We start from the raw sequence: 17,346 nt of genomic DNA on the forward strand, positions 1-17,346 counted from the left end.
GCCCCCGTCGTAGCCCTCATCGAACGTCGCACAAGTGAACGATCATGCTAGACCGTTGAATTCAGGGAACACCAGCCGCATCTCGGCCGCGCCCGGTCAGCCCGTACGCCGGCTCAAGACACTGCCTCTGTTTCGGGAGTGAGCTGGTTCACGACAAAGCTCATGTGCTGCATGTGCCCCACCTTGATCCACGTCTCCGCATTGCCCGAGCCCTTGGACCCTTCTCCCTGGGCGCACTCGTGCAACCACCGCTCGCCGTCGCCGTAGTCGGCACCGCGGAAGGCGTCGGAGCACGTGATCCAGCGCGCCGTGGCCCGGACGCGGTCGACCCGCTCATTGCCCCGGGTGGGGACCCGGCCGATCATGAAGCCGTCCGGTGCGGTGTAGCGCATCACGCCCCACGGAGGACCAGGGGCGCGCACATGGGGGATGTTCGCGCTGAAGGCGTTCTCGACCGAATAGTCCCCGTAGACCACAGCTCTCGGGAACGCGGGCCGAGCAGCGCGCACCGTTTCGTAGACGTCCTGGTCATGACGCTGGGCGACGTAGGCGGATTCGGCGCCGGGGCTGTCGTGCACGCGGGGGAAGGCACCGGACGTCAGGACGACCGTACGCCAAGGGGCCAGCGCGCCCAGCAGGTCGAGTGCCGCCATGGCCGTCTTGCCGGTCTCTGCCGCGTCCGACACGGCTCCGACGTCAAGAATGAGGTCGACCGCCGACGGGGGCAGACGAAGCCGGTCCATCAGGTTCAACAGCTCCGTCGCCTGGGGCTCCTCCGGCGGGGCGTCGACCAGGAAGCGTATGCCCATGCCGCGCCCGCTCAGGAACGCGAGATCCGCGGCATATCTCTGAAGTCGGGGATCCCGTTCAGGGCCCGTCACCAGCCGCAGGCGGCTGCGGGTCATCAACTGCCACAAGCTCGCCGCGGATCCGTGGATGCTGCCTTCGACATGGGTCGCGTCCACCCAGCCCGGCAGGCCGTCCATGGCCTCGATCAGCTGACTGGTACGTGGGGTGAGCCAGCGGTCGAGTGCGGTCTGATCGCTGTCCCAGTCCGGAGCGGCAGGCTCGCCGCGTGTGCGCTCCGGACCTGAGTGCGGGACGAGCGTCCACAGTGGCGCTACCTGTCGCCGTAATCGGAAGTCCAGTTGCGCATAGGCGTTCCAGGCGTCCCGTCGTGTCGGCAGGACGGGCATGTAGACCGGCTCGACCATCGCGGCTCCCCCTAGACCCCGCCGAATCGCCGTATCACCCCTGGTCGAAGGGTGCGGCGAGACGCTCCGTGACGAAAGAGCGCGATTCCGGCCATGCCCGCTCATGTGAGACGGCATTCGGAAGACGCTGTCACAGGCCCACGGTTGACCCGGACAACAACACGGGACGAAGGAGCACGTCGTGAGGCCCACCCTGGCCGCCGCACAGGTCCGCGGCAGTCTGATCCAATGCCTCACGACGACGTACGCCCTCGCCGACGGAAGCACCCGTAGCGCCGTGGAGGGTTTCCTCGGCCACCCCGAGACCGGTGTCTTCCGCGGGCCGTACCTCCGTATCAGGACGCCCTCCCACAAGGCCGACGACGGATGGCAGGGGCACCTGGAATGGGCTCCTGGATTCCCGCCGTACCGGCACCAGGCCAAGGCGTGGGAGCGGCTGAGCACCCTGCGCGGACCGGCGCGGCCCACCTTGATCACCACGGGCACCGGCTCCGGCAAGACGGAGTCGTTCCTCGTGCCGGTGCTGGACCACTGCCGGCGCGAGAAGGCGCGCGGCCGGAGTGGGGTCAAGGCCGTGCTGCTGTATCCGATGAACGCGCTCGCCACCGACCAGGCGGGGCGCATCGGCGAGTACCTCGCGCAGCCCGAGCTCGCCCAGGTCACCGCGGGCCTCTACATCGGCGACCGGCCGGACACCGACTTCCGGCGGGTGATGACCCGGCGCGAGGAGATGCGGGGGTCGCCTCCCGACGTGCTGATCACCAACTACAAGATGCTCGACCTGCTGCTCCAGCGCGGCGAGGACCAGCCCCTGTGGGAGGACGCGGACCTCGCGTACATGGTGCTCGACGAGTTCCACACCTACGACGGAGCGCAGGGCACCGACGTGGCGATGCTGCTGCGCCGCCTCGCCCTGGCCACGGGGCAGAGCAGGCCCGGGCAGCCCCTGGGGACCATCTGTCCGGTGGCGACCTCCGCGACGCTGGGCGAGGGCGGCCCCGGAAGCCAGGGCGACGGGATCCTCGACGTGGCGGCGCAGGTCTTCGGGACGTCGTTCTCGCCGGACGCGGTGATCGGTGAAGAGCGCATGTCCGCCGAGCGGTTCACCGGCGAGGTGGACTACGAACTGCCCGTGCCGCCGTCACCGAAGGAAGTCATCGACTGCTCCGGAGGGCCCGGAGTCGAGGCCAGGCCGGATCTGCTCGACCTCGACGGACTCGCCGAACGGCTGCTCGGCCGGCGCGGGCTCGATCCCTTCCGGCTCGGCAGACTCCTCAAGCGGCACGACTTCACCCACGCTGTGCTGTCCCTCCTGGACGGGGAACCGCTCAGCGAGTGGGAACTGCGGGACCGGATGAGCCGGTTCGGGTACGCGTGGGGGCGGGCCGCCCGAGAGAATCCGCGACTCGTGCTCCAGGCACTGTCACGGTTCGTGGCCCTGCTCTCCGCGGCCCGGGATCCCGAGTCGGACGAGAAGCGCCCCCGACCGCTGCTGCACATCGAGGCGCACCTGTGGGTGCGACCTGTCACACGTGTCCTGCGCGGGGTGGGGCCGACCCCGGAGTTCCGTTGGTACGAGGACGACCGCACGGCCGCGCGCAGGGCCGCGCTGGCGGCGCCGCCGAGCGCCGACGAGGACGACCGGTCCTCCGGCGGCTGGCCGTCCGGTGACGCGCGGCGGGCGGAGGCGCAGCCGGGCTCGGACACGGCGGCGCGTCCTGCCGCCGTCCACCTGCCGGCTGTCTACTGCCGCAACTGCGGGCGGTCCGGCTGGGCAGCGTTGTCGCCGGAATCCGACCCACAGCGACTCGTCATGGCGCAGGACAAGGTGTGGCGTGCGGGGGTCGGCCGCGACAAGCGGCGTATCCGGTACTTCATCGCCGCCACGGCCGCCGAGCGGGACGAGGCACTGAACGCCCTCACCGGCGCCAGGACGGCACCCGCGAGCGGTGTCGACCCGCTGTCCGTCGTCGTCCTGGACGGCGCCCAGGGGACATACCGCCTGCCGGCCCCGGCGGACCGCGAGGAGCTCCAGGACGGCTGGTTCGCCCTCGCGATCACCGAACCCAGCCAGTTCCTCAACCCTCTACTGACCGGCTGACGTTCACGTGGCGACTGTCATGCCGTGTCGAAGAGAGCCTCTGCTTCGGAGATCGCCGCGCTCAAGGACTCGGGTTCCGTCCGCATGCCCTTGATGATTCCGTCGACTCCTCGCAACCCTGCCCGCTCCAGCAGCCGCTTCTCGTTGGTCACCCACTCCCCTCGCGCCGCCAGCACCGAGTGCCCCATCTGTACGGCGGCCATGGCGAGGGCGCCGGCCGTCTCGGTGAGGCGGCCGGACGGGGCATGGTTGGCCTCGGTGTAGGCGAGGGTGAGGTGGGCGGTGTCGCGCCAGCGGGTGGCGGCGGCGGTGCGGAGCTTCTCCGGATAGGCCGCCGGGCGCGGCAGTTCACCCCTCAGCACCTGGTTGATCGCAAGCTCGGCCACGATCAGGTAGGTGGGAATCCCCGCCAGATGGAACAGCAACGGCTCCACCCGGAATCGCCCCTCCTCCGCCTCCGCCAACTCCCGTTCCACCACGTCGAGGTCCCGGTAGTGGACGTCGACCCGCCGCCCGTCGATCGTCAGCCAGGCGCCCCCGTTGAACACCCCGCCGCCCCAGCCGCCGATCTCGGACACCTCGCCCGCCCAGCCGACGGCACGGAGATCGGCCGGATCGAAGGCGCCCCGGTAGTAGACCGCCAGGTCCCAGTCGCTGTCCGGGCGTTCGGTGCCCTGGGCCCGGGAGCCGCCGAGGGCCACGGCCCGGACGGCGGGGAGGGCGGCGAGGCGGTCCGCGGAGGTGTCGAGGAAGACGGCGTCGGAGAGCATGGGGGCCATGGGCGCAGCGTACGAAATCCCCGTTGTCAGTGGTACGCGTTATCAATGAAGTCGTCACTCAGTGTTACGACGACGGGGGAATCGGCGATGACGACGTACGAGATGGATCCGGGCCGGCGAGCGCACCGCACGCACCTCTCCGCTGCCGGACTGCGGGCGCGCGGCTGGACCGCCGGGATGATCCGCCGGCTGCTCGGCGAGCCCGATCTGCGGCGGGCCAACCCGTTCTTCCGTACGGCCCCGCCGACCCGTCTCTACAGCGTCGAGCGGGTCGAGGCGGCCGAGCGGAGCGAGGAGTTCAGGGCGGTGTCGGCGGTTGCCGCCCGGCGGTCGGCCGCGGTGAAGGAGGCGGCGCTCCGCAGGCGGCGGGAGGTGCTCGCCAGGATCGCGGCGGAACCGATCGAGGTGCCGGTGCTCGCCCAGGAGAGACTGGCGGCGCAGGCCGTCGAGTACCGCGACCGCCTGGACGGACAGCCAGGGTCCGCACCCGACCACCATGACCTCGACCACCGCACCCTCGACCGCCGTGACCTCGACCGCTGGAAGGTCGACTACCTCCGTCATCGGCTGTCCCGCTACGACGGCATCCTCGACGAGCTGTCCGGCCGCACCGGCCGCGCGGCCGCGGAACAGCTGCTGCGGCGCAGGGTGTACACGGCCATCTCCCAGGCGTACCCGGACCTCGCACAGGAGTGCGCACGCCGGTCGGGCCCGGAAATTCAGGTGCGGTCCGGTCCCCCCGCCCCCGATGATCGAAAGGTTGTCCGCCGTCCACCCGAGGAGTCCACGTGATCCAGCGCGTCACCGCCCCGGCCCTCTTCCCGCCGCCGACCTACTCCCACGCCTCCGTGGTCGAGGCGGGCACGAAGCTCGCGTTCCTCGCCGGGTCCGTACCGCTGGACGCCGAGGGGAACCTCGTGGGTGAAGGGGATCCCGCCCGCCAGGCGGAGCAGGTGATCGCCAACCTGCGGGAGCAACTGCACGCGGTCGGCAGCGACTTGGAGCACGTCCTGTCGACCGATGTGCATGTCGTGAGCAGCGCGCCCGCGGTGCTCTCCACCGTGTGGGAGGTCGTCGAGGCGTCCGGGCTGAGCACCGGTCCGCATTCGTCGACGCTGATCGGAGTCGCCTGCCTGGGATATACCGGCCAGTTGGTGGAGATCACGGCCACGGCCGTCGTCCCGGAGGGGGCCTCCCGGTGAGCGCGGTCGTCATCCGCCGGGCCACCGCCCCCGACGCCTCCGCCACGGCCGACGTCTATCTGCGCTCCTTCACCGCCGCGTTGCCGACGGTGGTGCGGCCCAGGTCCGACGACGAGGTGCGCGCCTACATACGGGACGTCGTCGTGCCGCATCGGGAGACCTGGGTCGCCGAGGACTCCGAGACCGGCGCGATCGTCGGGCTGATGGTGCTCGCCGGTGATCTGCTGTCCCAGCTGTATCTCGACCCCGACCGGCGGGGGCGCGGCATCGGGGACCGGTTCGTCGCGCTCGCCAAGGAGCGCAGTCCGCGGGGGCTGAGTCTGTGGACCTTCCAGGTCAACAAGCCGGCCCACCGCTTCTACGAACGTCACGGCTTCGTCGAGGCGGAACGCACCGACGGCAGCGGCAACGAGGAGCGGGAGCCTGACGTGCGGTACGTGTGGCGGCCCTGAAGCAGCGTCCCAGGAGGTCACTTCGCCACCGGCGATCCCCACACCCGCCTCTTCGGCACCGGCTTCGCATAGCCGCCCGCCCGGCTGGTGCTCAGCCCCAGCCCCACCAGCGACTCCGCCAGCTTCACCGCCGCGCCCACCCCGTCGACCACCGGAAGCCCCAGCTTCTCCCCCACCGTCCGCTGAAGGCCGGTCATCCCCGCGCACCCCAGCACCAGCACCTCGGCGCCCGCGTCCCGCACCCGTTCGGCGGCCGCCAGGAACGCGGCCTGCGTGCGGTCGGCGTCGCCCAGGTCGAGAACCCCCAGCCCCGTCCCGACGACGGCGGCGCAGTTGCGCCCCACCCCCGCCAGCTCCAGGCTGTCCTCGATCTGCCCGCAGGACCGTTCCAGCGTGGTGACGACCCCGTAGCGCCGGCCCAGCAGACAGGCCAGATGTGCGGCGGCCTCGGTGATGTCGACGACCGGCACGTCCACCAACTCCCGGACGCCCTCCCGTCCGTGCTCGCCGAAGCCGGCCATGACGAGGGCGTCGTAGGGAGGACCCTCGTACGTGCGCAGCAGGTCGATGACCGCCGCGGCGGAGAGGTAGCTGTCGAGCCAGCCCTCCGCGGACTCGGGGCCCCACGTGGGGGTGAGCCCGAGCACGGTGGTGCCCGGGCCTGCCGCGGCCCGGGCACCTCGTACGATCTCCTCGGTCATCTCCTGCGTGGTGTTGCAGTTGGTGACGACGATCCGCACGCTTCTCAGACCTCCACGGCCTCGGGGACCGCACGAGCGGCTCGCTCGCTCCGGCACAGCAGCGCGTACAGCCCGGCCGCGAGGGCCGTACCGATGAACCAGGAGTACGGGGCCACGTCGCTGAACGTCTTCACCAGGGCGAGGACACCGGCGACGGCGGCCGCGGGCAGGAAGGCCCACAGGGCCTTCGGGTTGACGCCCTTGCGGTAGTAGTAGCGGGAGCCGGGCTCGGCCTTGAACAGCTCGTCGACGTCCACGCGGCCCTTCTTGACCCAGTAGTAGTCGAGCATGATCACGCCGAAGAGCGGGCCGAGGAAGGCGCCGAGGCCGCCGAGGAAGTAGTTGACGACCGTGGGGTTGGAGAAGAGGTTCCACGGGGTCACGACCAGCGCTGCGACCGTGCTGATCATGCCGCCGACCCTGAAAGTGATCTTCTGCGGCCAGACGTTGGCGAGATCGTACGCCGGTGAGACGAAGTTGGCGACGATGTTGACGCCCATGGTGGCGACGGCGAAGGTGAGCGCGCCCAGCACCATCACCCAGGTGTTGCCGACCTTGGCGACGAGTTCGGCCGGGTCGGTGATGGCCTGGCCCCAGACCTCCAGGGAGCCCGCGGTGACGATCACGGAGACGACCACGAAGGCCGTGGAGTTGATGGGCAGACCCCAGAAGTTGCCGCGGCGGACGGTCTTGTAGTCCGGCGCGAAGCGGGAGAAGTCGCAGAAGTTGAGCATCAGCGTGCCGTAGGTGGCGAGGATCAGGCCGATCGCGCCGAACCACTGCCGCCACTGCTCGCCGACGGAGACCGGGTGCGGGGTGGAGGTGAGCGAGATGCTCCAGCCGGCCTTGGCCAGCACCCAGACCGCCAGCGCGATCATGACCAGCCAGATCGCCGGTCCGCAGAAGTCCTGGAACTTCCGGACCGACTCCATGCCCTGGCTGATGATCAGCGCCTGGATGAGCCAGAGGGAGAGGAAGGAGACCCAGCCGAGCGCGTCGAGGCCGAGGAACGAGCTGTGTGTCCAGGACTCCAGGCCCGGCCAGGCGGCCAGCAGCATCACGTTGACCGCGACGGAGGCGAGGTAGGTCTGGATGCCGTACCACATGATGGCGATCACGGCCCGGATCAGCGCCGGGATGTTGGCGCCCCACACACCGAAGCTGATGCGGCTGACGACGGGGAACGGCACGCCGTGGCGCTGGCCGATCCTCCCCATCCAGTTCATGCCGACATAGATCAGCACGAAGCCGACGAGCAGGGACGTGAAGACCTGCCACACGTTCATGCCGAGGACCAGCAGACCGGCCGCGAAGGTGTAGTTGCCGAGGTTGTGGACGTCGGACATCCACATGGCGAAGAGGTCGAAGACCTTCCAATTCCGCTTGTCGGCGGGCGCCAGGTCTTCGTTGGTGAGCCGGGGATCGGGGACGAACGCTGGTGTGCCGGTGACTTCGGCACGGTCGGCGAGGGACACAGGACCTCCAGGGACGGGAGGGACAGGAGGAGGGCGGCCGCCTGGCATCCGGTTTTGGTATACCAAACTGCCGCCATGGTCCCCTCGTCAAGAGTCCCGACGGATGTCGCGTTCGTTAAGGCTCCGTAAAACAGCTCCGGCGTCAACGACGGCTCCGGCGTCGGAGAAGATGGATTCATGAGCTCCACGACGAACACCGAGCCCCTTGGCGCGGTCCGCGAACGCGTCCTGGCCACCCTCAGGCAGGAGATCATCGCGGGTGGGCTGCGCCCGGGCGACCGGCTGGTCGAGCGGGAGCTCGCCGACCGCTTCGGGGTCTCCCGGGTGCCCGTCCGCGAGGCGATCCGCGCGCTGGTCGCCGAGGGCTTCGTCCACTTCGAGACACCCCGCCGCACGGTCGTACGGCGGCTGACCCCGAACGACGTCAAGGAACTCTTCGAACTGCGCGAGGCGTTGGAGGTGTACGCCGCGGGACTCGCCGCGGCCCGTGCGACCCCGCAGGATCTCGCCGCGGTCGAGCGGCTCCTCGACCTCGCGGCGACGGCGACCGCGGCGGGTGACGCGGAGACCATCACCGACGTCAACAGCCGTCTGCACGACAGCATCGTGGCCATGGCCCGCAACAGCCTGCTGGTCGAGGCACTGGAACCGGTCGCGGGGCGGCTGCGGTGGATGACCCGGCGCAACGAGGAGTGGCCCCAACTCCTCGTCGAACACCGCGACCTGTACGAGGCGATCGCCTCCGGCGACCCGGAACGGGCCCGCGCGCACGCCCTCGCCCACGTACGGACCAACTACGAGTCGACGGTACGGCAGTTGTTCGGGGACCCGGGCGAGACGGTCTGACCGGCCGAGCGGCGGGCGTACTTGTCCGGTCCTCGAACGGGGCATCCGGCGACCCTAATCGTCGTACGGCGGCTTGGTCGGCTCGTTTTCGGCGGTACGGCCATGCAGTCCCGCCGCCCCGGCCGCTGTGCGCAGGACGTCGCGCAGCATCTCGGGCGTGAGCTTGCCGGTGAAGGTGTTGCGCTGGCTGACGTGGAAGCAGCCGAAGAGGTCGAGCCCGTCGAGCGGGACCCGCACCCCGTGCCCGAAGACGGGCCGCGGCCGGGGCACGCTCCAGCCCGCCTCCGCGAACGCGGGCAGCGCGGCCTGCCAGCCGAAGGCGCCGAGCAGAACCACGGTACGGAGCGTGGGCCGCAGCAGGTTCAGCTCCTGGACCAGCCAGGGCCGGCAGGTGTCGCGCTCACCGGGGGTGGGTTTGTTGGCGGGCGGGGCGCAGTGCACGGGCGAGGTGATCCGCACGCCGTACAGCTCCAGCCCGTCGTCCGCGGTCGCGGCGGTCGGCTGCGAGGCGAGCCCGACGTCGTACAGCGCCTGGTACAGCACGTCCCCGGAACGGTCGCCGGTGAACATCCGCCCGGTACGGTTCCCGCCGTGCGCGGCCGGGGCCAGCCCGACGATCAGCATCCGCGCGTCCGCCGGTCCGAAGCCGGGCACCGGGCGGCCCCAGTACGTCCAGTCGGCGAACGCGGCCCGCTTGGTCCGGGCCACCTCCTCCCGCCAGTCGACCAACCGAGGGCAGGCACGACAGCCCGAGATCCGGCGGTCGAGATCGGCCAGGGCGTCCATGGGGTCCACCGTACGGGCAGCTCGCCGGGGCGGTGGCGGTCGGGACAGTGGTGGCCGGGCCGGTGGCGGTCAGGCGGTGACGACGGGCACCGCCCGGAAAACCCACCGGGAGTGCGCGGCCCCGAGTACTAAGGTCGGAGCCATGGCTGTGGAACGTACGGACGACAACGAGACCGGTGGGACAGGCCGGGCGGGCACGACGGCCGACGGCCCCGGCGCGAAGGTCGCCGGCCGGGACCCCGCGGCTCCCGGTGCCCTGGCCCCCGAGGCACCGGACCCGAAGATCGCCGCCGCCGTAGCCGCCGCGGAGGCCGCCGGGCCGCAGACCGGCGAGAGCGTTCGGGTCGACAGCTGGATCTGGTCCGTACGGCTGGCCAAGACCCGTTCCGCGGGAGCCACCGCCTGCCGGGGCGGGCATGTGCATGTGAACGGCGAGCGGGTGAAGCCCGCCCACTCCCTGCGCGTCGGTGACGAGGTGCGCGTCCGCCAGGAGGGCCGGGAGCGGATCGTCATCGTCAAGCGTCTGATCCGCAAGCGGGTCGGTGCCCCCGTGGCCGCCGAGTGCTATGTCGACAACTCTCCCCCGCCCCCGCCACGCGCGGCCTTCGCCCCCGCCGGCATCCGCGACCGCGGCACCGGCCGCCCGACCAAGCGCGACCGCCGCGAACTGGAACGGCTCCGCGGCCTCACGGAAGGCAACCGCCGCGGCCGCTTCGCCGGACCGAGCGGCGTGAGCGGATCCGACGGCCCGGAGGGCTCAGGCGGCGCCGAGGCGACAGCCGACACAGGCGCGACCGCCGACCCGGGAAGCTCTGCCGGTTCAGTTCAGCCCACCAGTGCCCGTGGCTCCCGTGGCTCGGGCAAGGCACGCCGTTCGGACACGGCCCGCCGCTCGGACAGGGGCGGGAACGCGGGCAGGAGCGGGCGCTCGCGCTGAGCAGAACGCCCGATCAGCAGCCGGTGCCCAGAACCAGGCACTGACCAGGCACCGACTGCGACGCACCGCCGGTCACCACGCCGAGGCCGGTGCCCTCCCCGAAGGGCAGGGCACCGGCCTCACCACACTGACCGTGGGCCGCTCTCCTCATGACCGTCGTCGTACCAGCCGCAGCAGGTCCGCGTTGTGCCGTCGCCGGGCCCAGGCGATCAGGGCGAGCGGGATGATCAGGATGAGCGGAGTGGCCGCGTTCTCCCCGTCGAAGTAGGTGAGCTGGACGACGAACGCGCCGACCATCAGCGCGCTCAGCGCCACGGCCGCCACCGACTGCAGCACCGGGATCAACAGGGCGATCCCACCGGCCAGTTCGAGCACGCCGATGGTGTACATCCCCGCGCTGCCCCAGCCCATCTTGTCGAAGCCCTCGGCGGCCGAAGGGTGCGCGATCAGCTTGGGGAGCGCACTGGCGATCACGTAGAAGAGGGCGAGCACGACCTGCAGGGTGCGCAGGGCGATCCGGGCCCGGCGTCCGCGGGCGGACGAGGACTCGGCGATGACAGAGGAGGCGGCGGAAACAGCGGTGGGGGTGACGGGGACGGTGGTCTCGGACATCGGGGTCTCCTGTGGGAAGCGGTCCGTGTTGCTGTCGCAGGGGTAGACCCGCACCCGCACCCGAACTCATCGCCGCCGCAGGACCGATTTCCTCAGCCCGTCACCGGCACCGCCCGCACCCATGTCCGGTCCTCCGTCAGATACCGGTCCACTCTCAACCCCGCCTCCCGCAGCGCCTCCTCGAACTGTTCCCGCGTCAGTGGACGGGAGCGGAACGTCTGGGTCCAGGTGGCGTCCGGGAACTCGTACTCCGCATGTACCGAGTGGACGCCCTCCGCTACCGGTTCCGAGGAGACGATCCGCACGGTGAACTCGCCGGAGTCGCCCCTCCCTGTACGCTCGCGCGGCAGATCACCGTGATAGCCCCCGCCCTCCCGCTGGATCAGCACACAGCCGCCCTCCGCCACATGCCGCGCACAGGCGCGCAGCATCCCGCGCCGCACCTCCAGGTCGGCGTTGTGCACGAGGAACGACGCGAGCAGCACCACGTCGAACGTCTCGCCCAGGTCGAGGTCCTCGATCGGGCCGCGTATCGTGCGCGCCCCCCGCACGTGCTCCAGCATCTCGGCGGACTCGTCCACCGCGGTGACCGTGAACCCCCGCTCCAGGAGCGGATGTGTCATGCGCCCCACGCCACTGCCCAGCTCCAGGATGTGCGCCCCCGTCGGCACCGCCCCGGCGATGATCTCCGGCTCCGCTCCCACGGGCAGCCGCGAGTACAGCTCGACCGCGCATCCGTCCGGGGTGATCGCCCCTGGGCCCGTCCCCCGATGTCCCGCTCGCATCTTCAGCTCCATGCCCGTCCAACGGCCCGTGTCCGCACGGCCGTTCCCGAGTCGCACGGGTTCACCCGTCCGAGCTACAGCGGAACCGTCCTCACCCCGGCTGCAAGGGGAACCAGCCGTGCCCGATGTACCAGTGCCCGCCGGCCCGCAGGTGATCGCCGACGGCCCGTTCCAGCGCGGTCCGCCGCGGCAGGTTCTCCACCGGCAGCTCCGGGTCCCCGAACACGAACTGCACCGGCTCGGTGTCCTCCGGTACCCGGTCCTCGGGAGCGAGCCGGAAACGCTTCTGGAACCGGACGATGTTGGAGTCCGCGGGCAGATACTCCTTCAACTGCGGGTCCAGCAGCCAGGAATGACACAGCACGGCACGGTACGGCTCCTCCGCGAAGTGCCGGGCGAAGAACTCGGCGGCCAGGGCAAGCGAGCGGTCGCACGCCTGCGGTGACAGCGGGCCGAGGAAGTCGGGGACGTGCAGGCTCAGACAGGGCGTGCCGGGAGCGATGTCCGGTCCGGCCGCCGTGAGCGTCCGGCTGTTCCACGGCCCGTACCGTGTCCGTTCGAACTGGAGTCGCCCCAGCTGGTACAGCTCTCCTCGCGAGTGCCGGGTCAGCCAGCGCGGTGACTGCACACCCGCCCTGCCGTACCGCCTGCGGTGCACGGCCATGTTTCGCCCGAGGTCGGCGAGGGTGCGCCGGGACACCTCGGCCGGGATGCCGCGCGAGCGGTGGTACGCGCGCGTGTGGGGCAGCGCGGCCACGAACACGTAGGCGGGGAAGCAGCGTTGGAGGGCGCCGGCCGGCCAGTCGAGCTCGGGCAGGACGACCGGATCGTCGGCCCTTCCCATGTCCCGGACCAGTTCGTCGACGGAGTGTTCCAGGAACCGCCGCAGCTCCGGGTCGTCCATGACCCGTCGGCCCATCCGTACGAGTTCGTTGACGTCCTCATGCGGTACGGCGAGTTCCACCAGCACCTCGGCCAGTTCGTCGGCATCCGGAAGCACGCGGCGACCCCCTCTTCGGCCCTTTGGTCAACGTCCGTTCCGAAGAGTACGTTGCGAGGGAGGAGTGGGTGATCCCGATGCGTACAGGCAGTGAGCCGACGACTGCGCGCAGTGCACTGCGGGCACGGTTCTGGCTGAGCGTGTGGGGGCTGGTCTGGGCGGTCTTCGGCACCGTCGCGTTCGCGCTGGCGGGCCGCCCCGGGTGGGCGATCGGCTGCGGAGTGCTCTGGCTGGTGATCACCGTCGACATGACGATGATCCTCCGGCACATCCGTCAGGGCCCGCACTACCAGCCGGGCCCCGACATCCCGCCGTACCGGCCACCGGAGAACCGCCCCCGGTAGCCGCGGCACCTCGAGGCGGCCGTCAGGAGTCGAACCGCGCCGCCCTCAGGAACTCCGGATTGGGGTCCAGCGCTGCCGCCAGCCGGAAGTGGCGCCTGGCCTGGTCGGACCGTCCCTGCCGCTCGTAGGTGCGGGCGAGCGCGAAGTGGGCGAAGGCGTTGTCCGGTTCGCGCTCCAGGACGATGGTGAACTCCAGCTCGGCGGGGCGCAGTTGCGCGGCGGCGAAGAAGGCCCGCGCGCGCAGCAGCCGGGCCGCGGTGTTCTCCGGGTGGGCGGCGATGACGGAGTCGAGCAGCTTCACCGCGCCCCGCGGGTCCCGCGCGGAGAGCAACTGCTCGGCTGCGCGGTAGTCGATGACATGCGTCTCCGGAGTACGTCCGGTCGAACCGCTGATCTCGGGCACGGCACAGTCCTTCCCTCACTGGAAGGGTTCAACGCCCGGACCGGGGGACGCTATTCCTGAGCTGCCCGCGACGCGCGCGCCCGGCGCAGGAGATCGCCCCACACCTCCTGAACGCGTCGGCGCAGCTCTTCCAGGGGTACGTCGTTGTCGATCACGACGTCCGCGATCTCCAGGCGCTTCTCGCGCGTGGCCTGGGCGGCCATACGCGCGCGTGCGTCCTGTTCGGTCATGCCGCGCAGCCGGACCAGCCGGTCGAGCTGGGTGTCGGGGCTCGCGTCGACGACGACGACGAGGTCGTAGAGCGGCGCCAGGGCGTTCTCCGCGAGGAGCGGGACGTCGTGGACGACGACGGCATCCTCGGCGGCCGCTGATTCCAGCTCGCGGGAGCGGGCGCCCACCAGGGGATGCACGATCGAGTTCAGTACGGCGAGCCGGTCCGGGTCGGCGAAGACGATGGATCCCAGCCTGGGGCGGTCGAGGCTGCCGTCCTCGGCGAGTACGTCCTCGCCGAAGGCCTCCACGACCGCGGCGAGGCCAGGCGTGCCCGGCGCGACGACCTCGCGCGCGATGCGGTCCGCGTCGATCAGGACGGCGCCGTGCTCCGCGAGGAGCCTCGACACCTCACTCTTGCCGGCGCCGATACCGCCGGTCAGGCCCACCTTCAGCATGACCGGAAGCCTAGACGCTCCGCGCGCGTCAGTTGTCGCCTTCACGTTCCGCCAGGAAGCGCTCGAACTCCATCCCGATCTCGTCCGCCGACGGGATCTCCACGGGCTCGGCGAGCATGTTGCCCCTGGTCTCCGCGCCGGCCGCCGCGTCGTACTGGTGCTCGAGGCCCTGGACGAGGGCCACGAGGTCCTCGTCGCCCTCCTGGATCTGGCGGTCGATCTCGGTCTGGGTGCGGTGGGCGTCGGTGCGCAGGGCGTGGGCGATGCCGGGCAGGACCATGCCGGTGGCAGCCGTGATGGCCTCCAGGACGGTCAGGGCGGCGTCCGGGTACGGCGAGCGCGCAATGTAGTGCGGAACGTGCGCCGCGACGCCCAGGACGTCGTGGCCGGCCTCCATGAGCCGGTACTCGACCAGGGCCTCGGCGCTGCCGGGCACCTGGGCCTCCTCGAAGGGGCTGCGGTGACCGGGTACGAGGTCGTGGCGGTTGCCGTGCGGGGTGAGGCCCACGGGGCGGGTGTGCGGGACGCCCATGGGGATGCCGTGGAAGTTCACGGACAGCCGGACGCCGAGCCGTTCCACGATCTGCTGGACGGCCGCGGCGAAACGCTCCCACTCCACGTCCGGCTCCGGGCCGGACAGCAGCAGGAAGGGCGCTCCGGTGGCGTCCTGGACGAGCCGCACGTCGATCGTGGGCTCCTCGTACTCCGTCCAGCGGTCACGCTTGAAGGTGAGCAGCGGACGGCGGGCCCGGTAGTCCACGAGCCGGTCGTGGTCGAAACGTGCCACGACCTGGTGGGGCAGCGAGTCGAGCAGCCGGTCGACGATCTGGTCGCCGGTCTCGCCCGCGTCGATGTATCCGTCGAAGTGGTAGAGCATGACCAGGCCGGCCGACTCCTGCGCGAGCGCCATGTCGACGACGGCGAGGCCCTGGGGCTCCCATGCGTACAAACCCTGCGGATCAAGCACAGTGACCGCTCCTCCTCGTGTTCATACAGCACAACACGCCCTGGAACAGCGGCATTCCCACCCGGGGCCCTGATCAGCCCATCTCTTAACGGCTTTTCATGACCAAGAGCGGCTCGAACTCCCTAGGGGCGCGGGGAACTGCGCGACCAGCCCCCACCGGCCCGCAGCCGAAAACACTGAAGGACCGCACCTCGAAAGGTACGGCCCTTCAGTTCAAGAGCTATTGCTCAGTGAGCGTTCAGCTCTGGCCACCGGCAAGCTTCTCACGCAGCGCGGCAAGCGCCTCGTCGGAAGCCAGCGCACCGGAGGTGTCCGCACCCTCGGAGGAGTACGAACCGCCACCGCCGCCACCGCCCGCGGCCGGAGCCGCACCGGCAGCGTCGCCGCCCTCGGCCGCAGCAGCGGCGTCGGCCTCGCGGGACTTGATGACCTGCTGCTGGTGCTGCTCGAAGCGGGTCTGCGCCTCGGCGTACTGGTTCTCCCACACCTCACGCTGGGACTCGTAACCCTCGAGCCAGTCGTTGGTCTCGGGGTCGAAGCCCTCGGGGTAGATGTAGTTGCCCTGGTCGTCGTACGACGCGGCCATGCCGTACAGCGTCGGGTCGAACTCGACCGAGGCCGGGTCGGAACCGAAGGCCTCGTTGGCCTGCTTCAGCGAGAGGCTGATGCGACGGCGCTCGAGGTCGATGTCGATGACCTTGACGAAGATCTCGTCGTTGACCTGGACGACCTGCTCCGGGATCTCCACGTGGCGCTCGGCCAGCTCGGAGATGTGGACCAGACCCTCGATGCCCTCGTCCACGCGGACGAACGCACCGAACGGAACCAGCTTCGTGACCTTGCCGGGCACGACCTGGCCGATCTGGTGGGTCCGGGCGAACTGCTGCCACGGGTCTTCCTGGGTCGCCTTCAGCGACAGGGAGACACGCTCGCGGTCCATGTCGACGTCGAGGACCTCGACGGTGACTTCCTGGCCGACCTCGACAACCTCGGAGGGGTGGTCGATGTGCTTCCAGGAGAGCTCGGAGACGTGCACCAGACCGTCGACGCCACCCAGGTCCACGAAGGCACCGAAGTTGACGATCGAGGAGACGACGCCGGAGCGGACCTGACCCTTCTGCAGGGTGGTGAGGAACGTCTGGCGAACCTCGGACTGGGTCTGCTCGAGCCAGGCGCGGCGGGACAGGACCACGTTGTTGCGGTTCTTGTCCAGCTCGATGATCTTCGCCTCGAGCTCCTTGCCCACGTAGGGCTGGAGGTCGCGGACACGGCGCATCTCGACGAGGGAGGCCGGCAGGAAGCCACGGAGGCCGATGTCGAGGATGAGACCACCCTTGACGACCTCGATGACGGTACCGGTGACGATGCCGTCCTCTTCCTTGATCTTCTCGATGGTGCCCCAGGCGCGCTCGTACTGGGCGCGCTTCTTCGAGAGGATCAGGCGGCCTTCCTTGTCCTCCTTCTGGAGAACAAGGGCTTCGATCTCGTCACCGACGGCGACGACCTCGTTGGGGTCGACGTCGTGCTTGATCGAGAGCTCGCGGCTCGGGATGACACCTTCGGTCTTGTAACCGATGTCGAGCAGGACCTCGTCCCGGTCGACCTTCACGATGACGCCGTCGACGATGTCGCCGTCGTTGAAGTACTTGATCGTCTCGTCGATCGCGGCGAGGAAGGCTTCCTCGTTACCGATGTCGTTGACCGCTACCTGCGGAGTGGTAGAGGTGGTCTCGGTGCTGCTCGTCATGTGGGAAAGGGCTCCGGTACGGACAGTGAGTCGTAGGTACTGCTTACGCCGGGAGCCCGTTTCGCTCTGAAGAAGCCGGACAGCCAAGGAAGCGCCACACAAAACCACTGGTGGCGCCTCGACAACCGAGGGGACATACAACAGATGCGAGCGCGACCTGCTACGTCTGAGGTGCGCAGGCCCGCAGCGCAACTTGTAGCATACGGGGGCAGCCGGGCAGGGTCAATGCGCGAAGGCGCACACCCGGGGCGGATCGCCGCATACCCGGCACAAAACCTGTCTCACGAG

General features: G+C 70.3%; 19 protein-coding genes. 7 read left to right on the top strand and 12 right to left on the bottom strand.

What is annotated here, in order from left to right; translation table 11 throughout:
* Positions 1-113 precede the first annotated feature (113 nt).
* A complete protein-coding gene (locus ABZT06_RS26275) occupies positions 114-1,214 on the bottom strand; it encodes a hypothetical protein (protein ID WP_355745578.1) in 1,101 nt (366 codons plus the stop codon).
* Between the two features lie 181 nt (positions 1,215-1,395).
* On the opposite strand from ABZT06_RS26275, the gene ABZT06_RS26280 reads away from it, so the two are divergent.
* Positions 1,396-3,315, top strand: coding sequence for a DEAD/DEAH box helicase (locus ABZT06_RS26280; RefSeq protein ID WP_355745581.1), 1,920 nt, complete (start codon positions 1,396-1,398; stop codon positions 3,313-3,315).
* Positions 3,316-3,332: 17 nt separating this feature from the next.
* Here the strand turns inward: ABZT06_RS26280 and ABZT06_RS26285 are convergent, their stop codons facing one another.
* Positions 3,333-4,094 (bottom strand): nucleotidyltransferase domain-containing protein, encoded by a 762-nt coding sequence (locus tag ABZT06_RS26285; RefSeq protein ID WP_355745584.1) that lies wholly within the window; start codon positions 4,092-4,094, stop codon positions 3,333-3,335.
* Positions 4,095-4,181: 87 nt separating this feature from the next.
* Here ABZT06_RS26285 and ABZT06_RS26290 point away from each other — a divergent pair, with 87 nt between their 5' ends.
* The 3 genes from ABZT06_RS26290 to ABZT06_RS26300 are packed head-to-tail and all read left to right on the top strand — an operon-like array spanning position 4,182 to position 5,748.
* Complete coding sequence (locus ABZT06_RS26290; protein WP_355745586.1) at positions 4,182-4,886, top strand: hypothetical protein; 705 nt, start codon at positions 4,182-4,184, stop codon at positions 4,884-4,886.
* Positions 4,883-5,296, top strand: a complete 414-nt coding sequence (locus ABZT06_RS26295) for a RidA family protein (protein ID WP_355745589.1) — start codon at positions 4,883-4,885, stop codon at positions 5,294-5,296. Before ABZT06_RS26290 ends, ABZT06_RS26295 begins: the two co-directional genes overlap by 4 nt.
* Complete coding sequence (locus ABZT06_RS26300; RefSeq protein ID WP_355745592.1) at positions 5,293-5,748, top strand: GNAT family N-acetyltransferase; 456 nt, start codon at positions 5,293-5,295, stop codon at positions 5,746-5,748. Before ABZT06_RS26295 ends, ABZT06_RS26300 begins: the two co-directional genes overlap by 4 nt.
* A 17-nt stretch (positions 5,749-5,765) precedes the next feature.
* Here the strand turns inward: ABZT06_RS26300 and ABZT06_RS26305 are convergent, their stop codons facing one another.
* Positions 5,766-6,488: an aspartate/glutamate racemase family protein gene (locus ABZT06_RS26305; RefSeq protein ID WP_355745595.1), complete on the bottom strand. Its 723-nt coding sequence runs from the start codon at positions 6,486-6,488 to the stop codon at positions 5,766-5,768.
* Positions 6,489-6,493: 5 nt separating this feature from the next.
* Complete coding sequence (locus ABZT06_RS26310; RefSeq protein WP_355745598.1) at positions 6,494-7,963, bottom strand: NCS1 family nucleobase:cation symporter-1; 1,470 nt, start codon at positions 7,961-7,963, stop codon at positions 6,494-6,496.
* A gap of 177 nt (positions 7,964-8,140) precedes the next feature.
* Here ABZT06_RS26310 and ABZT06_RS26315 point away from each other — a divergent pair, with 177 nt between their 5' ends.
* Positions 8,141-8,809 carry a GntR family transcriptional regulator gene (locus ABZT06_RS26315; RefSeq protein WP_355745600.1) on the top strand — a complete coding sequence of 223 codons (669 nt, stop codon included), beginning with the start codon at positions 8,141-8,143 and terminating at the stop codon, positions 8,807-8,809.
* Positions 8,810-8,863: 54 nt separating this feature from the next.
* Here the strand turns inward: ABZT06_RS26315 and ABZT06_RS26320 are convergent, their stop codons facing one another.
* Positions 8,864-9,595, bottom strand: a complete 732-nt coding sequence (locus ABZT06_RS26320) for a uracil-DNA glycosylase (RefSeq protein ID WP_355745602.1) — start codon at positions 9,593-9,595, stop codon at positions 8,864-8,866.
* Between the two features lie 142 nt (positions 9,596-9,737).
* Here ABZT06_RS26320 and ABZT06_RS26325 point away from each other — a divergent pair, with 142 nt between their 5' ends.
* On the top strand, positions 9,738-10,532 hold the full coding sequence (locus tag ABZT06_RS26325; protein ID WP_355745605.1) for an RNA-binding S4 domain-containing protein: 795 nt from the start codon (positions 9,738-9,740) through the stop codon (positions 10,530-10,532).
* A 147-nt stretch (positions 10,533-10,679) separates the two neighbouring features.
* Here ABZT06_RS26325 and ABZT06_RS26330 read toward each other — a convergent pair whose 3' ends face one another.
* The 3 genes from ABZT06_RS26330 to ABZT06_RS26340 form a co-directional block, all read right to left on the bottom strand.
* Complete coding sequence (locus ABZT06_RS26330) at positions 10,680-11,144, bottom strand: DoxX family protein (protein ID WP_355745608.1); 465 nt, start codon at positions 11,142-11,144, stop codon at positions 10,680-10,682.
* A 92-nt stretch (positions 11,145-11,236) separates the two neighbouring features.
* A complete protein-coding gene (locus ABZT06_RS26335) occupies positions 11,237-11,929 on the bottom strand; it encodes a class I SAM-dependent methyltransferase (RefSeq protein ID WP_355745611.1) in 693 nt (230 codons plus the stop codon).
* 91 nt (positions 11,930-12,020) lie between these two features.
* Complete coding sequence (locus ABZT06_RS26340) at positions 12,021-12,929, bottom strand: acyltransferase domain-containing protein (RefSeq protein ID WP_355745614.1); 909 nt, start codon at positions 12,927-12,929, stop codon at positions 12,021-12,023.
* Between the two features lie 77 nt (positions 12,930-13,006).
* Between ABZT06_RS26340 and ABZT06_RS26345 the strand changes: the two genes are divergently transcribed.
* Positions 13,007-13,273, top strand: a complete 267-nt coding sequence (locus tag ABZT06_RS26345) for a DUF6343 family protein (RefSeq protein ID WP_355745617.1) — start codon at positions 13,007-13,009, stop codon at positions 13,271-13,273.
* Between the two features lie 22 nt (positions 13,274-13,295).
* On the opposite strand, the gene ABZT06_RS26350 is transcribed toward ABZT06_RS26345, so the two are convergent.
* The 4 genes from ABZT06_RS26350 to rpsA all read right to left on the bottom strand — a co-directional run bounded on the left by ABZT06_RS26350 (position 13,296) and on the right by rpsA (position 17,058).
* Positions 13,296-13,676, bottom strand: coding sequence for a tetratricopeptide repeat protein (locus ABZT06_RS26350; protein WP_355745620.1), 381 nt, complete (start codon positions 13,674-13,676; stop codon positions 13,296-13,298).
* Positions 13,677-13,726: 50 nt separating this feature from the next.
* Positions 13,727-14,344 (bottom strand): dephospho-CoA kinase, encoded by a 618-nt coding sequence (gene coaE / locus ABZT06_RS26355; RefSeq protein WP_355745623.1) that lies wholly within the window; start codon positions 14,342-14,344, stop codon positions 13,727-13,729.
* Between the two features lie 28 nt (positions 14,345-14,372).
* On the bottom strand, positions 14,373-15,311 hold the full coding sequence (locus ABZT06_RS26360) for a PAC2 family protein (RefSeq protein WP_355745626.1): 939 nt from the start codon (positions 15,309-15,311) through the stop codon (positions 14,373-14,375).
* 238 nt (positions 15,312-15,549) lie between these two features.
* Positions 15,550-17,058: a 30S ribosomal protein S1 gene (rpsA, locus tag ABZT06_RS26365; protein ID WP_020120009.1), complete on the bottom strand. Its 1,509-nt coding sequence runs from the start codon at positions 17,056-17,058 to the stop codon at positions 15,550-15,552.
* Between the last annotated feature and the right edge of the window lie 288 nt (positions 17,059-17,346).

Origin of the sequence: Streptomyces sp. NPDC005483 (genome assembly GCF_040606035.1) — a bacterium.
Classification (GTDB): Bacteria; Actinomycetota; Actinomycetes; order Streptomycetales; family Streptomycetaceae; genus Streptomyces.